At 70.8% G+C, this 19,717-nt stretch carries 22 protein-coding genes and 1 pseudogene; 13 read left to right on the forward strand and 10 right to left on the reverse strand.

The window, feature by feature from the left end:
• Nucleotides 1-81: 81 nt before the first annotated feature.
• The gene (locus ACIBHY_RS26415) at nt 82-876 is read left to right on the forward strand and encodes an SDR family NAD(P)-dependent oxidoreductase (protein ID WP_397250850.1); all 795 of its coding nucleotides are present in this window, start codon (nt 82-84) and stop codon (nt 874-876) included.
• On the opposite strand, the gene ACIBHY_RS26420 is transcribed toward ACIBHY_RS26415, so the two are convergent.
• Entirely contained in the window at nt 851-1,795 is a 945-nt protein-coding gene (locus ACIBHY_RS26420) for a helix-turn-helix domain-containing protein (protein WP_397307992.1), read from the reverse strand. The genes ACIBHY_RS26415 and ACIBHY_RS26420 overlap by 26 nt on opposite strands.
• 81 nt (nt 1,796-1,876) lie before the next feature.
• On the opposite strand from ACIBHY_RS26420, the gene ACIBHY_RS26425 reads away from it, so the two are divergent.
• From ACIBHY_RS26425 to ACIBHY_RS26435, 3 genes are all read left to right on the forward strand, one after another.
• Nucleotides 1,877-3,328, forward strand: a complete 1,452-nt coding sequence (locus ACIBHY_RS26425; protein ID WP_397250846.1) for an aldehyde dehydrogenase family protein — start codon at nt 1,877-1,879, stop codon at nt 3,326-3,328.
• 341 nt (nt 3,329-3,669) lie between these two features.
• Entirely contained in the window at nt 3,670-4,053 is a 384-nt protein-coding gene (locus ACIBHY_RS26430) for a VOC family protein (protein ID WP_397307993.1), read from the forward strand.
• An 18-nt stretch (nt 4,054-4,071) separates the two neighbouring features.
• On the forward strand, nt 4,072-4,938 hold the full coding sequence (locus tag ACIBHY_RS26435; RefSeq protein WP_397307994.1) for a sigma-70 family RNA polymerase sigma factor: 867 nt from the start codon (nt 4,072-4,074) through the stop codon (nt 4,936-4,938).
• A 50-nt stretch (nt 4,939-4,988) separates the two neighbouring features.
• Here ACIBHY_RS26435 and ACIBHY_RS26440 read toward each other — a convergent pair whose 3' ends face one another.
• Nucleotides 4,989-5,366, reverse strand: coding sequence for a MerR family transcriptional regulator (locus tag ACIBHY_RS26440; RefSeq protein ID WP_397250840.1), 378 nt, complete (start codon nt 5,364-5,366; stop codon nt 4,989-4,991).
• Between the two features lie 71 nt (nt 5,367-5,437).
• Between ACIBHY_RS26440 and ACIBHY_RS26445 the strand changes: the two genes are divergently transcribed.
• Nucleotides 5,438-6,103, forward strand: a complete 666-nt coding sequence (locus ACIBHY_RS26445; protein ID WP_397250837.1) for an SDR family NAD(P)-dependent oxidoreductase — start codon at nt 5,438-5,440, stop codon at nt 6,101-6,103.
• Here ACIBHY_RS26445 and ACIBHY_RS26450 read toward each other — a convergent pair.
• Nucleotides 6,096-7,202, reverse strand: coding sequence for an epoxide hydrolase family protein (locus ACIBHY_RS26450; protein ID WP_397250834.1), 1,107 nt, complete (start codon nt 7,200-7,202; stop codon nt 6,096-6,098). The two genes, ACIBHY_RS26445 and ACIBHY_RS26450, sit on opposite strands and share 8 nt — an antisense overlap.
• A gap of 184 nt (nt 7,203-7,386) precedes the next feature.
• On the opposite strand from ACIBHY_RS26450, the gene ACIBHY_RS26455 reads away from it, so the two are divergent.
• From ACIBHY_RS26455 to ACIBHY_RS26470, 4 genes are all read left to right on the forward strand, one after another.
• Entirely contained in the window at nt 7,387-8,292 is a 906-nt protein-coding gene (locus ACIBHY_RS26455; protein ID WP_397250832.1) for an AraC family transcriptional regulator, read from the forward strand.
• A 138-nt stretch (nt 8,293-8,430) separates the two neighbouring features.
• Entirely contained in the window at nt 8,431-9,084 is a 654-nt protein-coding gene (locus ACIBHY_RS26460; protein WP_397307995.1) for a DUF4386 domain-containing protein, read from the forward strand.
• Between the two features lie 34 nt (nt 9,085-9,118).
• Nucleotides 9,119-9,316 carry a hypothetical protein gene (locus ACIBHY_RS26465; RefSeq protein ID WP_397307996.1) on the forward strand — a complete coding sequence of 66 codons (198 nt, stop codon included), beginning with the start codon at nt 9,119-9,121 and terminating at the stop codon, nt 9,314-9,316.
• Nucleotides 9,317-10,161: 845 nt separating this feature from the next.
• Nucleotides 10,162-11,232 carry an AraC family transcriptional regulator ligand-binding domain-containing protein gene (locus ACIBHY_RS26470; protein ID WP_397307998.1) on the forward strand — a complete coding sequence of 357 codons (1,071 nt, stop codon included), beginning with the start codon at nt 10,162-10,164 and terminating at the stop codon, nt 11,230-11,232.
• Between the two features lie 50 nt (nt 11,233-11,282).
• On the opposite strand, the pseudogene ACIBHY_RS26475 reads toward ACIBHY_RS26470, so the two are convergent.
• Nucleotides 11,283-12,512, reverse strand: a pseudogene (locus ACIBHY_RS26475) (nitrilase-related carbon-nitrogen hydrolase); the annotation flags it as partial.
• A gap of 114 nt (nt 12,513-12,626) precedes the next feature.
• Nucleotides 12,627-13,202 (reverse strand): GNAT family N-acetyltransferase, encoded by a 576-nt coding sequence (locus tag ACIBHY_RS26480; RefSeq protein ID WP_397250826.1) that lies wholly within the window; start codon nt 13,200-13,202, stop codon nt 12,627-12,629.
• Between the two features lie 416 nt (nt 13,203-13,618).
• On the opposite strand from ACIBHY_RS26480, the gene ACIBHY_RS26485 reads away from it, so the two are divergent.
• Nucleotides 13,619-14,203: a CGNR zinc finger domain-containing protein gene (locus ACIBHY_RS26485; protein ID WP_397307999.1), complete on the forward strand. Its 585-nt coding sequence runs from the start codon at nt 13,619-13,621 to the stop codon at nt 14,201-14,203.
• 243 nt (nt 14,204-14,446) lie between these two features.
• Here ACIBHY_RS26485 and ACIBHY_RS26490 read toward each other — a convergent pair whose 3' ends face one another.
• Nucleotides 14,447-14,965 carry a hypothetical protein gene (locus ACIBHY_RS26490; protein WP_397308000.1) on the reverse strand — a complete coding sequence of 173 codons (519 nt, stop codon included), beginning with the start codon at nt 14,963-14,965 and terminating at the stop codon, nt 14,447-14,449.
• Nucleotides 14,962-15,138, reverse strand: coding sequence for a hypothetical protein (locus tag ACIBHY_RS26495; RefSeq protein WP_397308001.1), 177 nt, complete (start codon nt 15,136-15,138; stop codon nt 14,962-14,964). Before ACIBHY_RS26495 ends, ACIBHY_RS26490 begins: the two co-directional genes overlap by 4 nt.
• A gap of 78 nt (nt 15,139-15,216) precedes the next feature.
• Between ACIBHY_RS26495 and ACIBHY_RS26500 the strand changes: the two genes are divergently transcribed.
• Nucleotides 15,217-15,789 carry a TetR/AcrR family transcriptional regulator gene (locus ACIBHY_RS26500; protein ID WP_397250818.1) on the forward strand — a complete coding sequence of 191 codons (573 nt, stop codon included), beginning with the start codon at nt 15,217-15,219 and terminating at the stop codon, nt 15,787-15,789.
• Between the two features lie 13 nt (nt 15,790-15,802).
• Here ACIBHY_RS26500 and ACIBHY_RS26505 read toward each other — a convergent pair whose 3' ends face one another.
• The 3 genes from ACIBHY_RS26505 to ACIBHY_RS26515 all read right to left on the reverse strand — a co-directional run bounded on the left by ACIBHY_RS26505 (nt 15,803) and on the right by ACIBHY_RS26515 (nt 18,112).
• Nucleotides 15,803-16,204, reverse strand: coding sequence for a hypothetical protein (locus tag ACIBHY_RS26505; protein WP_397250816.1), 402 nt, complete (start codon nt 16,202-16,204; stop codon nt 15,803-15,805).
• 127 nt (nt 16,205-16,331) lie between these two features.
• Nucleotides 16,332-17,090, reverse strand: coding sequence for a GntR family transcriptional regulator (locus tag ACIBHY_RS26510; RefSeq protein ID WP_397250814.1), 759 nt, complete (start codon nt 17,088-17,090; stop codon nt 16,332-16,334).
• Complete coding sequence (locus ACIBHY_RS26515) at nt 17,090-18,112, reverse strand: hypothetical protein (protein WP_397250812.1); 1,023 nt, start codon at nt 18,110-18,112, stop codon at nt 17,090-17,092. The genes ACIBHY_RS26510 and ACIBHY_RS26515 overlap by 1 nt, the downstream gene beginning before the upstream one ends.
• Nucleotides 18,113-18,261: 149 nt before the next feature.
• Between ACIBHY_RS26515 and ACIBHY_RS26520 the strand changes: the two genes are divergently transcribed.
• Together ACIBHY_RS26520 and ACIBHY_RS26525 are read left to right on the forward strand one after the other, a co-directional pair.
• Nucleotides 18,262-18,831 (forward strand): RNA polymerase sigma factor, encoded by a 570-nt coding sequence (locus ACIBHY_RS26520; RefSeq protein ID WP_397308002.1) that lies wholly within the window; start codon nt 18,262-18,264, stop codon nt 18,829-18,831.
• A complete protein-coding gene (locus ACIBHY_RS26525; RefSeq protein WP_397250808.1) occupies nt 18,824-19,672 on the forward strand; it encodes a hypothetical protein in 849 nt (282 codons plus the stop codon). The genes ACIBHY_RS26520 and ACIBHY_RS26525 overlap by 8 nt, the downstream gene beginning before the upstream one ends.
• Nucleotides 19,673-19,717 lie beyond the last annotated feature (45 nt).

Here is a 19,717-nt window from a genome sequence, read left to right on the forward strand (position 1 = left end):
TAGTCTCCTAGCACTTTAGGGTAATGGATGTTAAGTCCGTGTAAGTAGTGCTCGTATAGGATTTGCGATAATCTCGGGGCCGTGTCACACGTGGTGATCGTCACGGGCGGCGGGAGCGGCATCGGCGCGGCCGTGGCCAGAGCGGCGGACGCCGGAACGCGGGTCGTGATCTGCGGGCGGCGCAGGTCGGCCCTGGACCGGGTCGCGGCGGAGACCGGCGCGCTGCCGATCGTCGCCGACGTCACCTCCGAGCAGGACGTCGGCGCGCTCGTCGCCGAGGTGGTCGCGACCTTCGGGCGGCTGGACGGCGTGGTGGCCAACGCCGGGGTGATGCGCTCGGGCACCGTGCTCACGCTGACGCCCGAGGACTGGGAGACCAGCCTGCGCACGAACCTCACCTCCGGCTACCTGCTGGCGCGGGCGGCGCTGCCGCACCTCATCGCCGCGTCGGGGGCGTTCGTCGCGGTGAGCTCCATCGCGGCGCTGCGCGCGCCCGCGGGCGCTTCGGCCTACGCCGCCTCCAAGGCCGGGCTCACGATGCTCACCCAGACGATCGCCGCCGACTTCGGCCCCCAGGGCGTGCGGGCGAACGTCGTCTGTCCCGGCTGGGTGCGCACCGAGATGGCCGACGAGGAGATGCGCGAGTTCGGGCAGCCGCTGGGGCTCGACCGCGAGGAGGCCTACGCCGAGATCACCAGGCTGGTGCCCCAGCGCCGGCCCGCCGCTCCTGAGGAGGCGGCCGCCGCCGTGGTGTGGCTGCTGAGCGGCGCTGCCTCCTACGTCAACGGGGCGGTGCTGACCGTCGACGGCGGCACCACCCTGCTCGACCCGGGCACGCTGGCCTTCGACTTCACCATTCGCCCGCGTGGCGGCTGAGCCGGTACTCGTGGGGCGCCAGCCCGTACCCCGCCTTGAACACGCGGCTGAAGTGCGCGGCGTCCGTGAACCCCCAGCGCGCGCCGATGGCGCGCACCGCCACCTCGCCTGAGCCGGGGTCGAGCAGGTCGCGGCGGCAGCGCTCCAGGCGCAGGTCGCGGATGTACCTCGACACCGTGACGCCCTCGGCGCGAAACAGCTTGTGCAGGTATCCGGGGGAGATGTGGCAGGCCGCGGCGATCGTCTCCGGCCGGAGCCCGGGGTCGCGGAGGCGTGCCGCGATGACCGCCTTGACCCGCTCGCGCAGCAGCGGCGCCGGAGCGGTGGCGTGTTCGCCCAGGCGGGACGCGTACAGCGTGGCGACGAGGTCGACGACGTTGTCGGCCAGTCGCGCCGCGGGCGCGCCGCCGATCTCGTCCAGGTGACCGGCCAGGTTCACCAGCAGCGGGCAGACCACGCCGCCCAGCCCTCGCCCGCCCGCGATCCGCCGCGCGGTGACCTCGCGCATCGCCCGCTGCGGCAGGCGCAGCTCGCCGTGCGGGAACATCACCACGATCACCCTGCACGTCCCGTCGAAGACGACCTGGTACGGCCGGCTCGTGTCGTAGATCGTGAGGTCGCCGGGCAGCAGGGGAGTGTCGCGGCCGTCCTGCCGGATCCGCACCCGGCCGCTGACCGGCAGGCTCAGCTTGTAGAAACCGGGGCCGGCCGAGCTCCTGATGTGCCGGTCGGTGCGTTCGGCGCGGTGGGACCCGGCGCTCACCTCGGTGACGAGGATGTGGCCGATCCTGCGGCCGGTGATCTCGCCGGAGCAGCCCCGCCGGAACGCGAAGTCGAGCGGGACGAAGGAGCGCGCGACCGTGTGCCGCCAGAGCTCTTCGCGATCCTGCGCCGGGACGTCGCTCGTCCGGAGCCTCATATAGGAAACCGTACATGAACAGGCAACGAATGGACGCTCCCGGACAAGGCGCGATCGGCGCCTCGCGTTCATGCTCAGGTCATGACGATCACACTGGAGGGCTCCTCTCCGCCCCGGCTGCGCACCCCGGGCCGGCTGTTCATCGGCGGCACGTGGCGCCCGGCGGCCGACGGCCGCGAGTTCGCCACCCTCGACCCGGCGACCGGCGCCGAACTGGGCACGGTCGCCGCCGCCGGTGCGGCCGACGTCGGCGACGCCGTGGCCGCGGCCCGGACGGCGCTGCACGACCCCGCCTGGGCGCGCATGTCCCCGTCGGCGCGCGGCCGCCTGCTGTGGCACCTGGCCGACCTGATCGAGGCCCACGACGACGAACTGGCCCGCCTGGAGAGCCACGACCAGGGCCAGCCGCCCGGCGTCGCGCGGGAGATCTCCGTCCGGGGCACCGCCGAGCACTTCCGCTACTTCGCCGGCTGGGCCACCAAGATCGAGGGCGCGACGATCCCGGTGTCGCTGCCCGACGTCCTGCACTACACCCGCCGCGAACCGGTGGGCGTCTGCGCGCTCATCACGCCCTGGAACTTCCCGCTCATGATCCTCGCCTGGAAGCTCGCACCGGCGCTCGCCTGCGGCAACACGGTCGTGATCAAACCGGCCGAGCAGACGCCGCTGACCGCGCTGAAGCTGATGGAACTGTGCGAGCAGGCCGGATTCCCCGCCGGAGTCGTCAACCTCCTGACCGGCGGCCCCGATACCGGCGCGGCCCTGGCCGCCCACCCCGGCGTGGACAAGGTGTCGTTCACCGGCTCCACCGAGACCGGCCGCAGCATCCTGCGGGCCTCGGCGGGCAACCTGGCCCGCGTCACCCTCGAACTCGGCGGCAAGACCCCGGTGATCGTCGCGGCCGACGCCGACATGGAACGGGCCGTGACCGGGTGCGTTCAGGGCGCGATGTTCAACAGCGGCCAGGTGTGCGCGGCGTACTCACGCTTCTACGTCGACGCCCGCCGGGCCGCCGAGTTCACGGAACGAGCCGCCGACCTGGCCGGGCAGGTCGCCTTCGGTCCCCTGATCAGTGCGGAACACCTGGACCAGGTCGACCGCCGCGTACGCGAGGGCGTGGCCGCGGGCGCCTCCCTGCTGACCGGCGGCGCCCGGGTGGACGGTCCCGGCTACTTCTACCGGCCCACCGTCTTCGCCGGGGTCGCCGACGACATGAGCATCGCCAGGGAGGAGATCTTCGGCCCGGTGATGTCCGTCCTCACCTACGACGACCCGGCCGAACTCGCCGAGCGCGCCAACGACAGCTCCTACGGCCTGGCCGCCTCCATCTGGACCGACGACCTGACCACGGCCCACCGGCTGGCGGCCGACATCCGAGCCGGAACGGTCTTCGTCAACATGCTCCACACCCCCGACCCGGCGGCGCCGTGGGGCGGCTTCAAGAGCAGCGGTTTCGGCCGGGAGATGGGGGCGTACGCGCTGGAGGTCTACACGGAGGTCAAGGGCGTCTACATCAACCTCGCCGCCCGCTGAGCGTGTCCCGCCGCATTGACTTCGAGTGAAGTGGCTGTGAAGCTCACAGCGAGAGAGCGCTCTCACGCCGAGTCCGCCACCCCGGCTCGGCGAGCGTTTCGCCGGCGCCTGGTTCGACGCCGCCCAAGGACGGCTCGCCGTCGACTACGGCGGCGGCGCGCTCGTCCACCGCAAGTGCGTGGACGTCAAGGACCGGGGCGGCAGCGGGGCGGCGCCGATCCAGTACGAGTGCCACGGCGGCGCGAATCAGAAGTGGTGGCGCGGCTGATCTGTTACCTCCTCCCGCCCGCTCCCGTCATACAGCCGACGACTCGTCGACCTTCAAGGGAGCTGAGAACAGGATGCTGACCACCATCATGTACGTGACGGTCTACGTCACCGACCAGGACCGCGCGCTGACGTTCTACACCGAAGGGCTCGGACTGGAGAAGCACGCCGACTATCCGGGCCCTGACGGACGTTTCCTCACCGTGGGCGTCCCCGGAAACCCCGTCAAGATCATTCTTTGGAAGCACGCGCCCGCCTCGGGACAACCGGCCGAGCCGGGCGCCGCGCCCGGCCCGCTCATCCTCGAGTCGGACGACCTGAGGAAGGACTTCGAGGTCTTCCGCCGGCGAGGCGTGAGCTTCGACGCGCCCGAGCCGGTGGACTACCCTTTCGGCGTTCGCATCGAGGCGGTGGACCCGGACGGCAACCGGATCTCCCTCCGCCAGCAGCGCCGCTGATCCGGGAAAGGTGCCGAGGTGACCGACTCCAGCCTGGTGGCCGACGTGTTCGAAGCCCAGCGCGGCCGGCTGCGCGCGCTCGCCTACCGGGTCCTCGGCTCGCACGCCGACGCCGAGGACGCGGTTCAGGAGGCCTGGCTCCGGCTCGCCCGCCAGGACACGGCGGCCATCGGCAACCTGGCCGGCTGGCTCACCACGGTGGTCGGCCGGATCAGCCTCGACGTCCTGCGAGCACGCCAGACCCGCCCCGAGGCGGCCTACGACGACCGGCTGCCCGACCTCGTCGTGACGGCCGACGACGGCCCCGCGCCGGACGACGACGCGGCGCTCGCCGACTCGGTCGGGCTGGCGCTGCTCGTCGTCCTGGACTCGCTCAAGCCGGGGGAGCGGCTGGCGTTCGTGCTGCACGACCTGTTCGCGGTGCCGTTCGAGGAGATCGGCCAGATCCTCGGCAAGTCCGCCGACGCCACCAAGATGCTCGCCAGCCGCGCCCGCAGGAAGGTACAGGCGACCGGGCGGCCGCCCGAAGCCAGACGCGAACAGCGGGAGGTGGTCCAGGCCTTCCTGGCGGCGACCCGGCACGGCGACTTCGAGGGGTTGCTGCGCGTGCTCGACCCCGAGGTGAAGCTGACCGTCGACACCGCCGACGGCGTGGTCGTCGTCCTCGGCGCCACCAAGGTCGCCGCCGGAGCACGGCTGTCGGCCACCGCGGCGGCGCGGGGACGTGACGTGCTCGTCAACGGCCGGCCCGGCATCGTCTCGTGGCGGGAGGACGGCGCCCCGCTCTCGGTCATGGCGTTCACCGTCGCCGAGGGCCGGATCACGGCCATCACGATCGTGACCGACCCGGCCAGGCTCGCCTCCCTGGACCTGCCCGGTTCCTGAGGGGCCACCGTGCCGTGCCACCTCCGGCAGGGCTCCACGGTTCGTTCGCGCTAGATCCCTGGACGGGCGAAGGCGCCCAGGGTGTCGGCCAGGAGTCCGTCCAAGGCCCGCTGGGAGGTCCGCAGTTTGTCGATCGTCTCGGCGATCCTGGCGCGTTCGCGGCGGAGCTGGTTCACCATGCCGGGGCACGGCGCCGGTACGGCCTTGCCGCCGTCGTCGTGCACGCACCGCAGCAGCCGGCCGATCACCACGGTCGGCAGCCCGGCCTCCAGGAGCAGGCGGATGTGCCGGACGGCCACGACGTCGGATTCGTCGTAGTCGCGGTAGCCGTTGGCCTGCCGTACCGGATGGAGGAGGCCTTGCTCCTCGTAGTAGCGCAGCAGCCGCCGGCTGACGCCGGATCGCTCGGACAGGTCGCTGATGCGCACGGGCTCCTCCGTTGACCTTCACATGGGTGTGACGCCTTAGTGTCCGTGCCAACGCGAAGGAGGAGTGTCTTATGTCCGGAGTGGTGATTGTCGGCGCAGGTCCGGGGATCGGGCAGGCGGTGGCGCGCAGGTTCGCCCGCGAGGGCCGGTCCGTGGCGCTGGTCGCGCGCGGCGAGCAGACGGTACGGGCGGTCGCCGCGGCGGTGGGCGGCGAGGCGGAGGTGCTGACCGCCACGGCCGACGCGGGCGACGAGAACCGCCTGCGCGCGGCCCTGGACACGATCTTGGCCGAGCGGGGCGTGCCGGAGGTGGTGGTCTACAACGCGGCGGTGATCCGGCCCGACCGGCCCGGGGAGCTGTCGCTCGACGGCCATCTGGGCAGGTGGGCGGTGAACGTGGGCGGCGCACTGGTCACGGCCGCGCGCGTGCTGCCCGATATGGGACGGTCCGGCGGCGGCACGTTCCTGATCACCGGCGGGATGCCGGAGCCCAAGGCCGGGTACCTCAGCCTGTCACTGGGCAAGGCCGGGATCCGCACGCTCGTGGCCGCACTCGACGAGGAGTACGGCCCGGCGGGCGTGCACGTGGCGAGTATCACGGTGGGCGGCGTGGTCGCCGCCGGGACCGCGTTCGACCCCGCGGACATCGCCGAGCACTACTGGCGCCTGCATCTCCAGCCGCGCTCGGCATGGGAGCACGAGGTCACGATCACGGACCGGGGGGCGGGCGTCATCTGAGCCGGTCGAAGAAGCCCGACAGGTCCGCGGCGAGCTGCTCGGGCGCCTCCATGGCCGGGAAGTGGCGCCCGCGCTCGTGCTCGACCCAGTGCACGTCCTCGGCGGGCTCCAGCAGGCGGCGTACGGTCGGGTCGGCGCCGAAGACCGAGTATCCCTGGGGCACGGTGGGCGGCGCGCCCCAGTCCGAGGCATGGTACTGCTCGTACAGGAACCGGGCGGCCGACGGGCCCGTGCCGGTGAACCAGTAGATGCTGACGTTGGTGATCAGCTGATCGATGTCGATCGGCAGGTCGGTCCAGGCGTCGAAGCTCTCGGCGATCCACGCGAGCTGGAGCACCGGCGAGTCGGTCAGCCCGAAGCCCAGCGTCAGCGGGCGCGTGTTCTGGATGGCCAGATAGCCGGAGTCTTCCTTCCTGAACTCCTCCATGCGGCTCAGAGCCAGCTTGTCGACCTCGTCGTCCGGATTCAGCCTCTGGGAGACCCACGGCAGGAACGTCGCGGTGGCCGCGGCGGTGTACGGGTCGGTGACGAGATGGATGCCGGCCACGTGCTCGCCGTCCAGCGCGCCGAGGGCTCCGGAGATCCCCGCGCCCACGTCACCACCGTGCACGCCGTACCGGTAATGGCCGAGCGCGGCCATCAGCGACGCCCACGCCCGCGCGGTGCGGCCCATCGCCCAGCCCGGCTCGCGCACCGGAGCCGAGAAGCCGAACCCGGGTAACGACGGGATGACCAGGTCGAAGCCGCGCTCCAGCAGGAGGGGGACGAGCTTCTCGAACTCGGCGAACGAACTCGGATAGCCGTGGGTGATCAACAGTGGCAGCGCGTCGTCGCGGCTGGAGCGCACGTGCGCGTAGTGGATGCGCTGCCCGTCGATCTCCGTGACGAACTGCGGCAGCCGGTTCAGCCGCGCCTCGGCGGCCCGCCAGTCGTAGCCGGCGCGCCAGTATTCGGCCAGTTCCCTGACCCGCTCCTGGGCGATGCCGTGCCCCAGTCCCGGCATCGCGTCAGGCCATCGGGTACGGCCGAGCCGTTCGATCAGGTCATCGACGGCGGCGTCCGGGATATCCAGGTGGAAGGTCTGAATGTGCGCGCTCATGGCTTTCTCCGTGGTGGTCGGTGCGCGGGAGCCCCCGCTTCCCCGCCTGAACCACCATGCCCGAGCGCGACATGGCAGGGTATCCGCCAACCGCGTCCGTAATCGCGCATTACGGATAGACAACTGGCTTCCACCCGTGTTCCGAAAACGGCAGGATATGCGCCATCGGCATAAGGGGGGCCACGTGCTGGTCGATGAGATGCATGACCTGGTCACGCGGCATTTCGCGCCGCATCGGCTGAAGGTGCGCGAACTCAGCCCGGACGGCGCGCGCTACCGGCCGCTGCACCGGGGGACGCTCACGATGCAGACGCTCGCCTACGGGGCGGAGATCAGCGTGAGCGTGCGCGACCTGCGGGACTTCTACATCCACGTGCCGCTGCGTGGCCACGGGCGGCTGAGCGTGGACCGGCGCGAGCTCTGCAGCCCGATCACCGTCATCGGCCCGGGGCAGCGGCCCGTCATGAACTGGAGCGTCAACCACGAGATCCTCATCGTCCAGGTCCCGCAGGCGCAGGTCGAGCGGACGCTGGCGGACTACCTCAGCGGCCCGTCCCCGCGCGTGCCCGTCTTCGAGCCGGAGATCGCCCGCGACGGCCCGTTCGGCGGCGCGTTGCGCGGACTGGCCGAGGGCGTGCTGTCGTTCACGGCCTCGCCGCTGGCCGCCCACCACATGGAGCAGTTCCTCCTGCACACGATGGTCGCCTCGCACGCCGGGAACTTCGCCGCCGTCGTGGCCGAACCCGCCCCGCTCGCCGGTCAGGCGGCGCTCCGGCGAGCTCGCCGTTACTGCGAAGACCACGCGGGGGAGCTCGTGTCGCCGCGTGACATCGCCGCCGCGGCCCGGGTCAGCGTACGCACCCTGCAGGCGAGTTTCCGTGCGCACATGCAGACGACCCCGATGGCGTACCTGCGTGAGGTCCGCCTGGCCAAGGCGCACGCCGACCTGCGGGCGATCGCCGAAACCGGCGCGTCGACGAGCGTCACGGACGTGGCGCTGCGGTGGGGCTTCCCCCACCTGAGCCGCTTCGCCGCCCACTACTTCCAGAAGTACGGCGAGCTGCCCTCCGCCACCCGCCGCCCGATCTGAGGCCGTCGGCTTGCGAACCTTACCCTGTAAGGGTAAGGTCGGCCTCACTTGCCCTTACGGTGTAAGTGAAGGGTGAGTTCAGTCTGCTTCGACGTCTACGAGAAGAGTGCTATGAAGGTAAACAGGCGCGCGGCCGCCATGGCCGGCGCGCTGGTCATCGTGGGCATGATCGCGGGAATGCTGAGTGTCGTTCCCGTCATCGAGGAATCGAACTATCTGGCTCTCATCCCGGCGCACAAGAACCAGATCATCGTCGGCGCCGTTTCCCAGTTCATCATGATCCCGGCCTATGTCGGGTTCGCCCTCTACCTGTACCCCACCTTGAGAAAGGTGAATGAAGCCCTCAGCCTGGGATTCCTCGGATTCAGGCTGATCGCCGCGACGTTCCATTTCATCGGCGTGATTCTCCTGCCCCTGTTCCTGGTGCTCGGCCAGGAATTCGCCCAGGGCGGCGCGGCTCACCTGGAGACCATGGGCGACCTGCTGCGGACCGCGCGTGACTTCGTCAACCACGTCGCGCTGATCATCTCGCTGGGTCTCGGGGACCTCCTGCTGTTCGGGATTCTGTATCGATCGAGGCTTGTTCCTCGCTGGTTGTCCGCCTGGGGTCTTCTCGGGGCCGGATCGGCCATGCTGGCCAGCTTCCTGGTGCTGGTAGGCCTGACCGACGTCGTCACACCGGTCTACCTGGCCATCAACGCGCCACTGGCGCTTCAAAGCCTGGTCCTGGCCATCTGGTTGATCGCGAAGGGCCTCGACCCGGCCCGCGAGCAGGAAGCCCAGCGCGTCTGACGCACCCCCAGGCCGGCCGGTTTCTCGTCGGCACGTGGACGAGAGCTACAGGCCGGGGAAGGAAATGGCGTGGCCGGCAGCCGGAAGGGGTTCGACCGGCTCGACCAGGACAACGACCGTGACCAAGGCCGGGTTCATCGAAGGCCTCGAGGAGATCTACTGGAGCGCCGACGCGTCGGCGCCGGGCAACTGGGCTTTCCAAGAGGTGGGTGCCGTCCGAGGCTCTGGATGAACGTACTCATCCGGGGCCTCTTCCCTGGGTTGCCGGAGGAAGCCGGGGAGGACGTCCTGGTCCGCCACCACATCGCCGCTCTGGACGCGATCGAGTTGCCCCCGTCACCGAACGCGCGGCGCGGGATCTGGGCCTGGACCGGATCCGGGCCGACGCCGCCGCGACCGGTTTGCGGGTCTCGGCCAACGCCCTTGCGACGGGCGAGCGGGCGGTGCGCCTGTGCGTGCTGAAAGAGCTCGATTCCAGGGCCGTCGACCATGTCTGCCACGTGCTGCGAAACACGCTCGGCGAGATCTGCCGGGCAATTCGCTGACGCGGGGCCTTCTCGTCGCGCATACGCCGTGATCAGGCCGGCTCAAGGTATACGGCGGTGAATGAGGGCGCCTGAACGTTAGCGGTATGAGCGTCCGAAGGCCGGCGCGCATGAGAAAGACCCCACCCGGCGAGCCAGGAAGGGCCTTTCTCGGCGAATGAAGCCAATGTGATTGTTGCCTTCATGGCGGAGTCTATCCGGTGAGCCGCTGAATCGCGCAGGGAATATCAGCGAAAATCCTGCCGGCGCGCTGGTTCCTGCGATGACCAGGAAATGCGGCGATGATCAAGGCCTGTGGCCGACGGGAGTTGCCGCGATGCCGTCAGGCCGGATTCTCTCGCGTCATGAGACTGGATCACCAAGGCGGATGATCGGTGAAAAAGATCTCTCCCGGCAGGTCGCCGTTGGAGGTCCGCGAAGAACAAAGCCTGAGGGTTCTGTCCTCACCCGTCGCAGACCACCCGCGTGGAGAGCGGTTCAAGCAGCGGTAATCGCCCGCGACGCGCATGCTACGGTCCAGCTCAGGGGGCTTATGTCGACATATGGGGTTCCGGGCCACTTTCTGCGTACGGCCGCTGCCGCCGCCGGCGTCGAGGTGCGGCAGGCGAGCGCCACGCACGTGGACTGCGACCAGGCGGTGAACGTGATGCGGAACCTCTGGCACGTCACCGGCGACGAACTGCTGCGCCTCGGCCCCGGACCGGTGCCGCCCGGCACGTTCCGGATGATCGCCCTCGCCCTGATCCACGCGCCCGACCTGCGCGCCGCCCTGGAGCGCCTGGTCGCGTTCGCGGCGATCACCACCGGCTACACCCGCAGCAGGTTCGTCGTGGACGGCTCGACGGCCCGGATCGAGATCACCGCCGAGACCCGGACCCCGCCACTGGCAGCCGAGATCATGCTCAGCCTCGTGCACCGCTTCCCCGCCTGGCTCATCGCGCAGCGCATCGCGCTCACCGGCCTGGAACTGCCCTTCCCCGAACCGGACTACAGCTCCGAGTACACCCCGATCTTCGGCCGCACGCCGGACTTCGACGCCCCCGCGGCCGCCCTCAGCTTCGACGCCCGCCGGCTGAGCGCCCCGATCGTGCGCGACGAGCGCGAACTGCTGAGCTACATCCGCCGTTCCCCGGCCGACCTGCTCCTGCACCGCGACTACGGCACCACGACCGCCGACCGGGTGCGCAATGTCATCGAACGCGGTGACATGACCACCTGGGCCCGCGCCGAGGACGTGGCCGCCCGGCTGTCGGTCAGCGTCCAGCACATGCGCAGGCTCCTGCGGCAGGAAGGCACGTCCTTCAACCGGATCCGGGAGGAACTGCTGCGCGACCTCGCCCTGGACAGCCTGCGCCGGGGCGGCGAGACCATCGACGCGCTCTCCTACCGGCTCGGGTTCTCCGAGCCCAGCGCGTTCCGCCGCGCGTTCACCCGCTGGTTCGGGCGCCCGCCCGGCGAGTACCGCCACAACCTGACGACGATCGGCAGCGCCGTACCGGCCAGGCACAACCAGGCGAAGACATCCCCGATCACCCGGTACGGCGTGGCCGAACCCCGCGTCGGCACGTCGGAGAACACCACGTGCCGATCGGCGCCCGCGTAGTCGTGCGCGCCCGGCGTCCGCCCCTGCGCGTCGAAGGCCCCTGACACGCCGAACTCCGCCTGCCGGAGCATGGAGTAACCGTTCTCGATCGCCCGGAGCCGCGCCTTCTGGCTGTGGACCGGGCCGATCTCCGCCCAGTCGCGGGCCGGCACGATCATGATGTCCGCCTCCACCCGCATGAGCTCGGGGAAGTCCGCGTCGAAGCAGATCACCGTGGCCAGCCGCCCGTACGGCGTCGCCGTCACCGGCACCACTCCGTCACCCGCCGGGTAGTTCTCCAGGCCGGGGATGGGATGCGCCTTGTCGTACACCCAGACCTGCCGGCCCGAGGGGTCGAACAGGTACACACGATTGGCCGTGGGCCGGCCGACCGACACCGCGGCCTGCAGGTAGATCCCGTTCTCCCGCGCGGTGGCGGCCACGCCGGCGAGGAAGGCCCGTTCGTCGCCGGCCAGCACGTTCGCCGCCTGCTCGGACCAGACGACGATCTTCGCCCCCTCGCGCGCGGCCTCCCGCGTCCTCAGCAGCAGGTTCGTGTTGATCTTGGTGTACGCGGCCCGCAGCATGGCCGGATCCATCTGGGCCTGCTCGGCCGGGGAGGGGTTCTCGCCGATGACGCCACGCAGTTCCCGCGTGCTGGAGGTGTCCGGGCTGATGCCCGCCACCCGCACGGTCGTCCCGCCGGGCGGCAGGAACGCGAGCCTGGCCCCGCCGAGCATCAGAATGACCAGCATCACGCTCGCGTAGACCGCGGGTGCCCGCCACGAAGGCCGCTCCCAGACCTGGTTGGCGACGCTCGCGAACCAGCCGATCAGGAAGCTCACCCCGTACGGCCCGGTCAGCGTGACGACCTGAAGCAGGGCCAGATTGCCGTGCTGGGTGGCGGCGGGCACCCCGAAGGCGGTGCCGAACGGGCTGAGGAGCGTCATCAGGAACCCGCAGGCCGCCATGGCCGCCGGGAACACCCACGTGGGTGCGGGCGCGAGCAGCCGGTCCACGACGTACGGCAGGACCGTCAGCGTGCCCAGCGCGATCACGCCCAGCACGGTGATCGGGGTCATGGGGACCACGGTCTCGGCCATCCAGAACAGTCCAGCCGCGGCCGAGGCCACCCAGACCAGGAGCAGCCCGGTGAAAGCCGGGCTCAGCCGTACGAACCGCAGGAGGAGGACCGGGGCCAGCCACGCCGCCACCGCTATGTCGTAGCGGCCGTGCACGGCCAGGAGCCAGAGCAGTCCTCCCGCTGCCAGCCACGCCCAGCGCCGTCTCGCGTCCCGCATCCGGTCCTCCCATGGAGTCGTTTCCGGTGCTCGACGCTAGGCGTGCGCCGGGGGCTGGGGCTGCGACCGTACCTCTCCGATTCCGTGACCGAGATGTTCCCCGGGCGGTGGCTGTCAGGTGCCGTCGACGGTGCGACGCATCGCCGGGCGGTCCTTCTTGCGGCGGGCCACTTCGGTGAACCCGGCTTCCCGGAAGGCCGACGCGATGCCGGTCATCGCGTTGTCCGCGCCCGCGACCTGTCCTGGCACGGGGTCGACGGGGAAGCCCTCGACGGTGTGCCGGCCGTTCTCGGCGGCGAAGTCGCACGCGGCGGCGATCATCTTCACCTGAAGCCGCTGGTGGCGGTGGTCGCGCCGGACGAACAAGCAGGTGATCACCCATGTCGGCGTGGCGTCGAGGGCTTTGGTGACCGGTGAACGCCGCAGGCGCGGGTACTCCGGGCGTTCGCCGATCCCGACCCAGCCCACGGGCTCGTCGCCCAGGTAACACACCAGGCCGGGTGGCGGCTGTCGTTTCGCGCGTTCACGCAGCGCATTCCGGTTGCCGTCTCCCGCGCCGGCTTCCCATTCCTTGAACGAGAGCCGCCAGTGCATGCACCAGCATCCGCGCGCGCCCCCGTTCGAGCCCATGACCTGCTCGAAGTCCTTCCACGTCGCGGGTGTGAGCGGTGCCGTCGTGAAATCCGTCATGCGGGTGCTCCTTCCTTGCCGGTCGTCGCTTCCGAAACTCACATCAAGAGAAAGGCGCAGGCATACGCTGACGCGCGACCGTGCCGTTTCCTCGAGCGCCCGCCGGTGGCAGGCCGCCCAGGATGTCCGCGGCGTCCGCGGCTTCAGGGCTGAAGATTCTCAAGACGCTTAAGCCCATGCGGGTCGGTGATACGGCACGAGCGTCGAGGCACGGATCACCGGCAACCCGGGTTCGTGACGGGTGGGCATGCCGGCCACCAGGTTGCCTCTGTTCCGGCTCGCCGAAGACTTCCGCGGCCGATTCCCGTCTGTCGTCACCTTCAACATAGCTACGATGGTGACGACAAACAAGGGGGCCGTCACCGTCAAGTCGCGTACGATGGTGACGACGGGTGTGCGACCGAGGAGGCTTCGACGTGAGCAATGACCCCAGTGGCGCGGCGCCCGGCGCGCTGGAAGTGGTGCGCAGGTTCGTCGACACCCACGACGTCTACAACGACCATGACGCCCTGGGCGACGTGGAAGCCGCGACGGCGTGGCTGGCCGGCGAGGGTTTGCTGGGCAAGGGCCGGCCGATGACCGTACGCGACCTGTCGGCGCTCCGAAAGCTGCGCGATGCCCTGCGCGAGATGGCCGCGGCCAACACCACGGGCGAGCAGCCGCCTCCCGCGGTCGTCGACGCGTTCAACGATCTCACCGCGCCCCACGCCGCCTCGGTCCGCCTCGACGTGTGGCAGGGCTCCATGGTCGCCTCCGTCCGGCCACGCGAGGACGGCGCCGGAGGCGTCATCGCGGCGCTCGCGGCCGCCGTGCACGAGGCCGTGCTCACGCAGACGTGGACGCGGCTGAAGTCGTGCGACAACCCGGAGTGCCGATGGCTGTTCTACGACCAGTCGCGCAACCGCACGGCCCGCTGGTGCAGCATGCGCGGCTGCGGCAGCATCGTGAAAGCCCGCCGCTACCGCGACAGGCAGCGCCAGCGCGCCGCAAGCGCCCCGTAACCACCCGGGCCAGGCGCGGCTCCTCCACACCACGGAGTTGCGCCGCTCGCCGGGTGGCCCCGGTGCACTGCTCGCCGGGTGCTCCGGGCGGGCTGCTCGCAGGGTGCCCGGGTGCCCGGGTGCGCTGTTCGCCGGGTGGTCCCGGTGCGTTGCCGCACCGGGACCACCCGGAACGGTGCGCACGGCTCAGGCAAGCCGCGGAAACGGTTCAGGTGTGTGTGGTGCTGAACTTCCGACCGGCCCTCAGGATCCGGGCCGCGGTCGCAGGCGTTGGGGGTGGGTACGGTGCCGCCAGCCGTACCGTGTCAGGCCGCGCGGCTTGTAGACGGACAGGATCGTCGCGATGACCAGCACCGTCGCGCCCCCGATCGAATGGGGCAGCGTCGCGGGCAGGAGGCGCGGGTCGGCGTCGCTCAGCGCCGATGCGGTGAGGGCGCGCACCGTCCGGCTTTCGATCAGCAGGACGACCGAGGCCACGACGGTGAGGATGAGCTTCACCAGGACCCAGTAGTGGCGCAGTAACCCCCACGGTGTCCCCAGGGCGTTGACCAGCCCGATCACGACGGAGGCACCGGCCAGGGGCACGATCGCGAACCTGACGAGCACGTCCATGCCCGCGTAGGCGCCGCGCACCGCCGGGATGTCCGTGCCGAACGCGGCCGTGACGTCGAGGGCCAGGTAGGCGAGGACCGCGCCGAGCCATCCGACGGAGGAGGCGATGTGCGTGGTCAGGATGAGTTTGCGCAGGCGGGGCGGCATCACGGGCGGAGCTCCGCGAGGGTCGCCGCGTGCGCGGGGGAGGCGTGGCGGCCGGGGCCGTGTTCGCCGCCGACGCCGAGGACCTGGGCGATGAGGAACGCCACGAGCAGGATGGCCGCGACGATCCCAGAGATCTTCACCCACTTCGGCGCCGGTGGCGGGGTCTGGGAAGACATGTCGTTCTCCTTTTTGCGAGACAGTATGTCGCTATAGGAGACATCTGTCACGACCTTGTCGTCCCGTATGCTTGAGCGGTGCCCAAACTGTGGAACGAGACCATCGAGGCGCACCGGGCCGCCGTGCGGGACGCGATTCTGGACGCGGCCTGGGCGCTGGTCGTCGAGCGCGGGCTGATGTCCGTCACGATGGCGCAGATCGCCGAGCGGGCGGCCATCGGCCGGGCCACGGTCTACAAGTACTTCGCCGACGTGGAATCGATCCTGTCCGCCTGGCACGAGCGGCAGGTCGCCGCCCATCTCCAGCAGCTCACCGAGATCGCCGGCCGGCCGGGCGAGGCGGGCCGCCGGCTGGAGGCGGTGCTGGCCGCGTACGCGAGCATCCTCCGGCGGCGCGGGGAACACGGCCCCGACCTGGGCGCGCTCCTGCACCGCGACGGGCACCCGGCGCACGCCCAGCGACATCTCGCCGACCTCGTCCGCGCTCTGCTGGAGGAGGGGGCGGGGACCGGGGAGTTCAGGGCGGACGTGCCCGCCGCCGAACTCGCTCGCTACTGCCTCCACGCGCTGTCGGCCGCCGCGGGCCTGCCCTCCGAGGCCGCCGCCGTCCGGCTGGCCGGGGTGGTCATGAGCGGGGTCGCCGCCGGTTGAGTCACGGGGACCGTCAGGCGGCGTCCAGGGCCTCGGTGATCTTGCGGGTCATCTCGGCCATGGTGGGGCTGGGGCCCTTCTGGGCCCGCGTGGCCGCTTCGGCGGCGACGATGACGGTACGCCGGAAGTTGTCGGCCTCGGCCGGATCCTGCTGCCTGAGCAGGTTCATGGCGGCGGTCAAGGCGGGGAGCACCCGGTCGGCGAGTTCGGCGACGGTCTTGCCGTACTTCACACCCTTGGGCGCTTTGGTGATCACGTGCCCGACCTGGCCGGTCGCGGAGGTCAGGGCGATGGAGCCGTGGGTGGCGGCCTTGTGGGCGGAACCGGCGGCTCCGGCGGCGGACATCAGGGAAACGGCGCCCCAGGCGGCGAGGCGGAGGGTCAGCTTGTCCTGGTCGGTGAGGGTGACGAACATGATGTTCTGCTCCTTGGAGTGAAGTCTCTGGCGAACGGTGCCCCGTTCATGTCGTTCACTCTCGTCGACCGCTCTGATACCGGGCCGTCGCCGCCCTGACGCGGTCTCTGACGCGACACCGCACGTGTCAGGTGCCTACTTCGAAGACGATGTCGTAGAAGTCGCCGCGGTAGGTGGAGCGTCCCCATTCGACCACGGCGCCGTGCCGGTCCCAGGCCTGCCGTTCCACCAGAAAGGAGGGCGACGCGGGGGCCGCGCCGAGCAGGGCCGCCTCCTGCTCGCCCAGCGCGATCGCGGAGACCCGGTGCACGGCCCGCTCCACCCGCACGTCCCAGCGCTCGCCGAGCGTGGCGTACAGGGACATGTCATCGCGCAGGACGCGCTGCAGGCCGGGGAAGCGGCGCGCGGACAGATGGGTGTGCTCGATGGCGATGGGAGTGCCGTCGGCGGAGCGGAGTCTGCGCAGGTCGACGACGCGTTCGCCTGGGTCGACGCCGAGCCGTTCGGCGAGGGCGGCGCCGGCCCGGCGGGTGCGGGCCGACAGGATGCGGGCGGCCGGGATCCTGCCCCGGGCCCGCATCTCCTCGCTGAAGGAGGCCATCGTGGTGCCCTGCTGCAGTTTCGGCTCGGCGACGTACGTGCCGGAACCGCTGGAGCGCCGGATCACGCCCAGCATGACGAGTTCCTGGATCTTCTGCCGGACCGTTCCCCTGGCCACCTGGTAGCGCTCGGCGATCGAGCGTTCCGAGGGCAGCAGCGTGCCCGGCGGCAGGGCGCGCACCATGAGCTCCAGAATCTCCTTGATCTGGTCGCCCTTGTTGCGGCCGGGGTCGAGGTCCGGCGGCAGCGCGAGATCGTGGAAGCTGTCATGCGGCGTGCGGGCCATCAGCGGAAGTCGCTGATGCGGAAGACCGCCAGCATGTCCGCCCCTCGCGCGCCGGTGGAGAACGAGGCTTCCGCCCCGACCCATCCGCGGAAGGCGCCCTTGTCGTCGATGATCTGCATGAGTGGTTTGACGTGGGAGTTGCCGGTGTAGCAGAACTGGCCGCGCTCCATCGCCAGGCACGTGCACCAGTGCCACATCGAGTCGCGGCGGTCGGAGTTGGAGATCTTCGTGAGGTAGTACTGGATCGAGCTGACGTTCGCACGGGTGCCGCCGCCGTACTTGGGACAGCCGCCGGCCTTCTGGCAGGCGCCGTTGGAGGAGGGCTGCAGATAGGTCAGGCAACTCGTCGTGGTCGTGCAGGCGCGGAAGGCCTTGTGGCCGAACGGCTGGTTGTTGGAGGGCACGAGCCTGCCGCCCGCCCAGCTCGTCAGATCCTGCCGGAGCGCGCCGGGGTGGGCCTTCACCGAGCTCATCGCGCGCCGGGTGCCGAGCGCGGCGTTGCTGCCGTAGGCGTAGCCGTGGGTGGCGAGCGAACTGGACTTGAGGTCCAGCCGCGCCAGCTTCCCGTCGGGGGAGGGGCGCACGAACCACTGCTCCGTCCACGTCTGGGCGATCTTCCACCGGATGCTCACGACGTTCCCCGACACGGTGTACGTCCCGGTGCGGGTCTCGTCGGGCGCGCCGGTGAAGCCGCCCGCGGTGAGCACCTGGCAGGTACGCACCCGCGTGCCCTTGCCGCCCGCCTTGGTGCTGCAGCCCGCGTCCGGGGTCATGCCGGTGCCCTGCCTGGCCTCGGGATGGCGCTGCCACCACAGGTACAGCGACGAGGTCACGGTGCCGTTCGCGGCGAAGCGGTAACTGCCCAGGCGCACCCAGTTCTCCCGGGAGGACGCCTTGAGATGACCTTGCGACACGACATACGTGGACTTGCCCCCCGGCAACGCCGCGGCGGTCGCCGGTTGGGCGGGTGCGAGGGTGAAGGCGAGAACCGCCGCCGCCCCGATGGAAAGAACGCTACGCATAGAGACACTCCCGGTGGCCTTTACGGGCTTCGCCGAATTCCACGGGCCACCGTATCCGGTCTATACCAGATACGTCGGCGAAAGCCGGGAAAGCTCTGCCCGGTTGCGGCGAAGGAAGGAGGAAGAACCGTTGGCGGGAAGGGGAGAGTGTGAGGACCGAGTCGCCCGGAAGGGTGGACGACGACGAACTCGTCGGCCGCTTCCGGCAGGACGCGGAGGAGTTCACGGCCGTCTACGACCGCTACTTCCGCGAGGTGTACCTCTATGTGGCCGGGCGTCTGGACGTCCAGATCGGCGAGGATCTCGCGGCGGAGACGTTCTGCCTGGCCTTTCGTGACCGAAAACGTTTCGACCCGGCGCGCGGCGGGCTGCGGCCGTGGCTGTTCGGCATCGCCACCAACCTGATCGCCCGCCACCGCCGTAAGGAGGCGCGCCATTACCGGGCCCTGGCCCGCACCGGCGAGGAGCCTGCGGCGGGCAGCCACGAGGACCGCGTGGTCGACGCGGTCACGGCGCAGCGCATGGGGCCGCGCGTGGCCAGGGCCCTGGCCACGCTCAACCAGGGCGAACGCGACGTGGTGACGCTGAACTACCTGGCCCAGCTCACCCACCAGGAGGTGGCCGACGCCCTCGGCATCTCCTACGGGACCGTCGGGTCCCGGCTCAACCGTGCCAGAAAGAAGATCCACCAAGCGATGGCGGAGGACGACCATGGATGATCTCGACGTGATCCGGACGGTGCTCGCCAAGCCCGGCCCGTCCCCGGAGGTGGTCGCCAGGCGGCGCCTGCAGGTGACCTCCCGCATGCGCCGCGGGCCACGCGGGCGGCGGGCGCGCTGGGTGCTGCTCCCGGCGGTCGCCGCCGTGGCCGCGGCGGCCGCGTTCGTGATCGTGCCGTCCGAGCCGTCCTCGGCGCGCGAGGTCCTGCTCGTGGCGGCCACCGCCGCCGAGCGCACGCCCGAGGGCTCCGGGACGTACTGGCACGTGACCGTCACGAAGCCCGCCGGGCCGCCACAGGAGTACTGGTACCGGCGCGACGGGCAGTTCTGGCTCAAGGGCGAGGGACTGAAGGGGGAGGGCGAGCTCCTCAAATGGCCGGGCGAGCCGCAGCCGTTCCGGATCGGGCCGCTGAGCATGACCTTCGAGCAACTGCGCGGCCTGCCGGAGGAGGAGACGGCGCTGACCGGCCGGCTCCGGGACGAGGTGGGACGCGCCGGCATCCGCACGAGCGCGGGCACGCCGGGCCCCGCCGAGCTGGGCGGCTTCACCGCCGAGGCGCTGGTCTCGCTGATCAGCGAGGCTCCCGTCTCGTCCCCGGTGCGCGCCGCCGCGTACCGGGCGCTGGCCGCGCTGCCGGACGTCACCGACCTCGGCGAGGGCGACGGCGGGCGGAGGCTGGAGATTCCGCTCGCGTCCGGCCGCCAGATCGTGGTCGTGGATCCTGAGACGGCCAGGGTGCGCAACACGCCGGTCTGGGTTCCCCTCCTCGGAGGGGTCGCCTCGACCGAGGGCGGGGTGACGATCGACGCCGAATGGACCGACCGGCTGCCCGCCGGGTGATTGCGGGCGCGGGCGGGCGCGCCCACAATGGTCGCGGTACCGGGG

Origin of the sequence: Nonomuraea sp. NPDC050547 (assembly GCF_044457345.1) — a bacterium.
GTDB lineage: Bacteria > Actinomycetota > Actinomycetes > Streptosporangiales > Streptosporangiaceae > Nonomuraea.